General features: G+C 70.9%; 2 protein-coding genes. Both read right to left on the reverse strand.

Annotated features, from left to right (window positions below; all coding sequences use genetic code 11):
- Window positions 1-273 (reverse strand): beta-ketoacyl synthase N-terminal-like domain-containing protein (locus tag QH276_RS21205; RefSeq protein WP_280406869.1); only part of this gene is annotated, 273 nt, incomplete at its 3' end.
- Between the two features lie 45 nt (window positions 274-318).
- Window positions 319-5586, reverse strand: a 5268-nt coding sequence (locus tag QH276_RS21210; protein WP_280406870.1) for a type I polyketide synthase, incomplete at its 5' end; no start/stop codon positions are given.

Below are 5586 nucleotides of genomic sequence, written 5' to 3' on the forward strand. Positions count from 1 at the left end.
CGACCGACCCCGCACACCCGGATCCGCATCGAAAACACCCGGATCCCACCCCCGATCCACCGGAAACTCCCCGATCACATCCCGACCCCCCGACACCACATCCCACAACCCACCCCGCGAACCCACCCCACCCGGAAAACGGCACCCCACACCCACAATCGCGATCGGCTCCGACCGTTCCGCGGCCAGTCTGCGGTTCTCCGCGCGCAGCCGCTCGGCCTCGGTGATGGATTTCCGCAGGGCGTCGACGATCTGTTGCTGTGGGTCAGCCATCGGTTCTCCTCGGACGACAATCGCTGCGCGCGCTCCGCCGGTTCATCATTGGGTCCCCAGGTCGTAGCGGGAGGCGAATTCGATCAATTGCCCGGCATCCATCTCGGCGATGGCGTCCGGATCCGCCGGCGTATCCGCCGCCGGCGGGCCGGCACCCGCGCCGACCACACCGGCCAGTAGCTCCACGATCCCGGCGCGCCGCAACTGCTCGAGCGGCACGGTGCGCAGCGCCGAGCGCAATTCCTGGTCGGTCATCGTCGCGGCGGCCGGTTCCTCCACCGCCACCTGCTCCAGCAGGTGGCGGGCGACCGCGGCGGGCGTCGGATGGTCGAAGGCGACCGTGACCGAGAGGGTGATCCCGGTGGCCTGCTCGATGCCGTTGCGCAGTTCTATGCCCGCCAGCGAATCGAATCCGAGGTCCTGGAACGACAACTCCGGGTCCACCGCGTCCGGCCCGGAGTGGCCGAGCGCCGCGGCGGTGCGCGAACGGACCAGGTCCAGCACGTAGGCTTCACGTTGCCGTCCGGTCCGGCCGGCGAGGTCGCGGGCCAGAGACGCCTGGGACACCGCCCCCGGGGTCACGCCGATCACGTCGCGCAACATCGGCGGCAATCGGCCGTTGCGCGCCGCGGTCCGCAGCCCGGGAAAGTCCAGTTTCACTGGGGCCACCACCGGTGTACCGGTGGCCATCGCGGCATCGAACAGAGCCAGCCCTTCGGGGACCGTCAAGGGATACAACCCCAGGCGATCGCGGATCACTCGGGCCAGACGCGCGAACTCGGCGGGATCGGCCGCACCGGCCATACCGGCGCCGGCACCCCACAGCCCCCACGCCAAGGAGGTGCCGGGCAGTCCGCGGGCGCGACGAGCACGGGCCAGATCGTCCAGCACCGCGTTGGCGGCGGCGTAACCGCCCTGGCCGGCACCGCCCAGAAGCGGAGCCGCCGAGGAGAACAGCACGAACGCCGACAGTTCACGGTCGCGCGTGGCCTCGTCGAGGTGCAGGGCGGCGTCGGCCTTCGGCCGCAACACCTGGTCTATCCGGTCGGCGGTCAGGGATTCGACCGTGGCATCGGCGAGAATGCCCGCGGCATGCACCACCGCGGTGAGTCGCGGTATCGATCCGATGAGATCGCGGACCGCCGCCCTGTCGGAGACATCGGCCGCGACCACATCGACCGTGGCGCCTGCCGCTTCCAGATCGCCGCACAGTGCGGCCGCCCCCTCCGCCGCGCGGCCGCGGCGGGAGACCAGCACCAGATGCCGGATACCGTATTCGCCGACGAGATGCCGGGCCAGCGCGGCGCCGAGGCCGGTGGTACCACCGGTGATCAAAACTGCGCCCGCGCCGAATTCCACGGGCTCCCCCGGTGGTCGGGACCGGACGAGACGTTCGGTGTACACGGTCCCGCCCCGGACCGCCAGCCGCGCTTCCGGCGCCGAGAGCAGGAACGGCCAGTCCGGAGCACCGTCCTCGTCGAGGTCGACGCTGAACAACCGGCCCGGATGCTCGCTCTGAGCACTCCGCAGCAGGCCGCCCAGAGCGGCCCCGGCCGGGGTGCCCGGGGCGTCGCCTTCGACGCCGAAAGCGTTCCGGGTGACGACCACCAGGCGAGCCCGCGCGGTGCGTGGCTCCGCCAGCCACGCGTGGAGCAGATCCAGCAGCGCGGTGACGGCGGCCCGCACTGACTCGGGGTCGCTGCCGGGGGTCGTGTCCGGCGCCGCGCACAGGACGGTCGCCGGCCAGGAGGTTTCGGCCACGGCCGCGGACAGTTCGGCGAAGTCCGCATAGCGGCCGCCGATGTCGAGAGTCCCGAGGCAATCCGCGGGCACCGCGCCCACGACCGCGATACCGGAGGGGACCGGTGTGGCCGCCGGTGCGGGTACCGGCCGCCACACCGGGGTCAGCAGGATATCCGCGGCGCCCGCGGAGCGCAGCGCCGCCACATCCGCCCGGCGCACCGCCAGCTCCTCCATCGACCACACCGCGCGGCCGGCTTCGTCCCGGGCCACCAGGTGGGTCACACCACCCTCGGCTATCCGCATCCGGACCCGGACGGTCTCCGCGCCGCGCCGGAACACGCGGACGCCCCGGAAGACGAAGGGCAGCAACACTCCTTCGCCCGGCGCGGCGGCGGCGCCCTCCGCGACCACCGGGTGGAACGCCGCGTCGAACAGCACCGGATGCACACCGAATCCCCGGCCGCCCATACCGGCCGGCAGCGCGATCTCGCAGAAGACCTCGTCCCCGCCGCGCCATATCCCCCGCACACCGCGGAACCGCTCCCCGTACTCGAATCCGACCTCCCCGAGTTCCCGGTACAGATCGTCCGCGGTCACCGCCACCGCGCCCGGGGGCGGCCATACCTCGGACGAATCCTCCGGGACCGCACCGGCGGGACGTACCGCGCCCACCGCGTGGCGCGCCCACGTCACGTTCGTGCCGTCCCGGGAATCCTCCTCGGGCCGGGAGTACACGGTCACCGCGCACGACCCGTCGTCTCCCGGGGCGCCCACACGGACTTGCAGGAACACCGGAACCGCACGGTCGAACACGAGCGGCGCTTCCAGCACCAGCTCGGAAAGATCCGGACAGCCGACATATTCGCCTGCGGCAGCGGCTATTTCGGCCAGACCTGTCCCGGGAAGCAGTACCGAGCCCAGTACCACGTGGTCAGCGAGCCACGGATGCGAGGCGACCGACAGCCGGCCGGTCAGCAGACGTTCTCCGGACTCCGCGGCGGTCACCACCGCCGACAGCCACGCGTGCTCGATACGGTCCAAACCCATCCCGCCGACATCGGCGACCGCGGCCGCCGCCGTGGGCCAGTACCGCCGGCGGCGGAACGCATAGGCCGGCAGGTCCACGACGCGGGCGCCGGTACCGGCGAAGAATCTGTCCCAGTCCACCCGCACCCCGTGGCAATGCGCTTCGGCCACGGCACGCACCACACCGGACGCCGATTCCCGCCCGCGGCGCTGGGTGGCGATCACCGCGGCATCGTCGCCGACCATGCGCGAAATCATTGCCGACAGCACCGCGTCCGGGCCCACTTCCAGGAACCGCGATCCGCCGATCGCACGGACTGCCGCGATCCCCTCGGCGAACCGCACCGTTTCCCGAATATGGCGGACCCAGTACTTCGGATCGGTGAACAGCTCCGTTTCCACGGCGCCGGTCACATTCGAGGCAATCGGAATCCGTGCCGGACGCAAGGTCACCTCGGCCATCACCGACGCGAAATCGTCCAGCATCGGCTCCAGCATCGCCGAATGAAACGCATGCGACACCGCCAACCGCCGCACCCGAGTCCGCTCCCGCCACACCCGCTCCACCGCACCGACCACCGACTCCGGCCCCGACACCACCACCGACCCCGGCGCATTCACCGCCGCCACCGACGCACCCACCGGAAGACCCTCCACCACCACCGGCTCCGCCGCCTCGATCGCCACCATCGCCCCACCCGGCAACGCCGCCATCAACCCGCCACGAGCCCGCACCACCCGCACCGCATCCGCCACCGACAGCACCCCCGCCACATGCGCCGCCACGATCTCCCCGATCGAATGCCCCACCAGCACATCGGCCACCACACCCCACGACTCCAGCAACCGATACAACCCCACCTCCACCGCGAACACCGCCAACTGCGTGTTCTCGGTACGGTCCAAGTCCGTACCGCCGGAAAACAGCCATTCCGGATCACAGATCTCCCGCACCGCATCCGCGAAGACCGGAAAAGCCTCGAACAACTCCTTCCCCATACCCGCCCACTGCGACCCCTGACCCGGAAAAACCATCACCGTCTTCCCGGGCCGCATCCGGACCGGCTCCGACGCCGGCCCCCATGCCCCGTCCGCTCCGGCGAACATCACCGACCGCCACGGTAACTGTGCCCGCGTCGTCGCCAGGGACAACCCGATATCCACCGCGCGCGCGGACCGGTCCGCGAGTTCGGTCCGCATCCGCCGCGCCTGGTCCACGGCGCCCTCGGCGGACCGGCCGGAGACCAGTCCGGGCACCAACGGGAGACGCGCACCCGCCGCGGCGGCCAGCGTACCCCTAGGTACCGGGTCGGCGTGCTCCGCGGAAACGGCCTCCGCGTCCTGCGAACCCGGACCGGTCACCGAAACCGGCACGGCAGCAGAGGAATTCCGGGCCGGACCGGATACCGTGCCCGGCGGCGCCTCCTCCAGAATCACATGCGCGTTGGTCCCGCTGATCCCGAACGACGACACCCCCGCCCGCCGCGGCGCACCCGTGGACGGCCACGGCCGCGACTCGGACAGCAACTCCACCCCACCCGAAGACCAATCCACATGCGAACTCGGCATCCCCGCATGCAGTGTTCGCGGCAGCACACCGTGCCGCATCGCCTCCACCATCTTGATCACACCGGCCACCCCCGCAGCCGCCTGCATATGGCCCATATTCGACTTCACCGACCCCAGCCACAACGGACGTCCCGCGGTCCGCCCGCGCCCATAGGTCGCCAGCAATGCTTGCGCCTCGATCGGATCGCCGAGAGAGGTCCCCGTCCCGTGCCCCTCGACCACATCCACATCCCCGGCGCCCAGCCCCGCGCTCAGCAGCGCCGCCCGGATCACCCGTTCCTGCGACGGCCCGTTGGGGGCGGTCAAACCGTTCGACGCACCGTCCTGATTCACCGCCGACCCCCGCACCACACCCAGGACCCGACGCCCCGCCGCCCGCGCGTCCGACAACCGCTCCAGCACCACCAGCCCCGCACCCTCACCCCATGAGACGCCGTCCGCGCCCTCGGCGAAGGATTTGCACCGGCCGTCCGGCGCGAGCCCCTGTTGCCGGGAGAACTCCACGAACATGGCCGGGGTCGCGAGCACGGTGACGCCACCCGCCATCGCCAGCGAGCATTCACCGGACCGAAGTGCTTGGCACGCTTGATGGATCGCCACCAGCGAGGACGAACACGCGGTATCCACCGTCACCGCCGGACCCTCCAGCCCCAGCGCATAGGAGATACGACCGGAGACGACGCTGCCGCCGCCGCCCACACTCAGGTAGCCCTCCAGTTCGGCGCGACGGTCGCTGGTCGCCGCGAGGAACATGTAGTCGTGGTACATGACGCCCGCGAACACCCCGGTACCACTACCCCGCAACGACAACGGATCAATCCACGCATCCTCCAACGCCTCCCACGCCACCTCCAACAAAATCCGCTGCTGCGGATCCATCGCCAACGCCTCACGCGGACCGATACCGAAAAACCCCGCATCGAACTCACCCGCCTCATACAAAAACCCACCCCACCGCGTATACGACCGACCCCG

Origin of the sequence: Nocardia carnea, from assembly GCF_029869215.1 — a bacterium.
Classification (GTDB): Bacteria; Actinomycetota; Actinomycetes; order Mycobacteriales; family Mycobacteriaceae; genus Nocardia; species Nocardia carnea_B.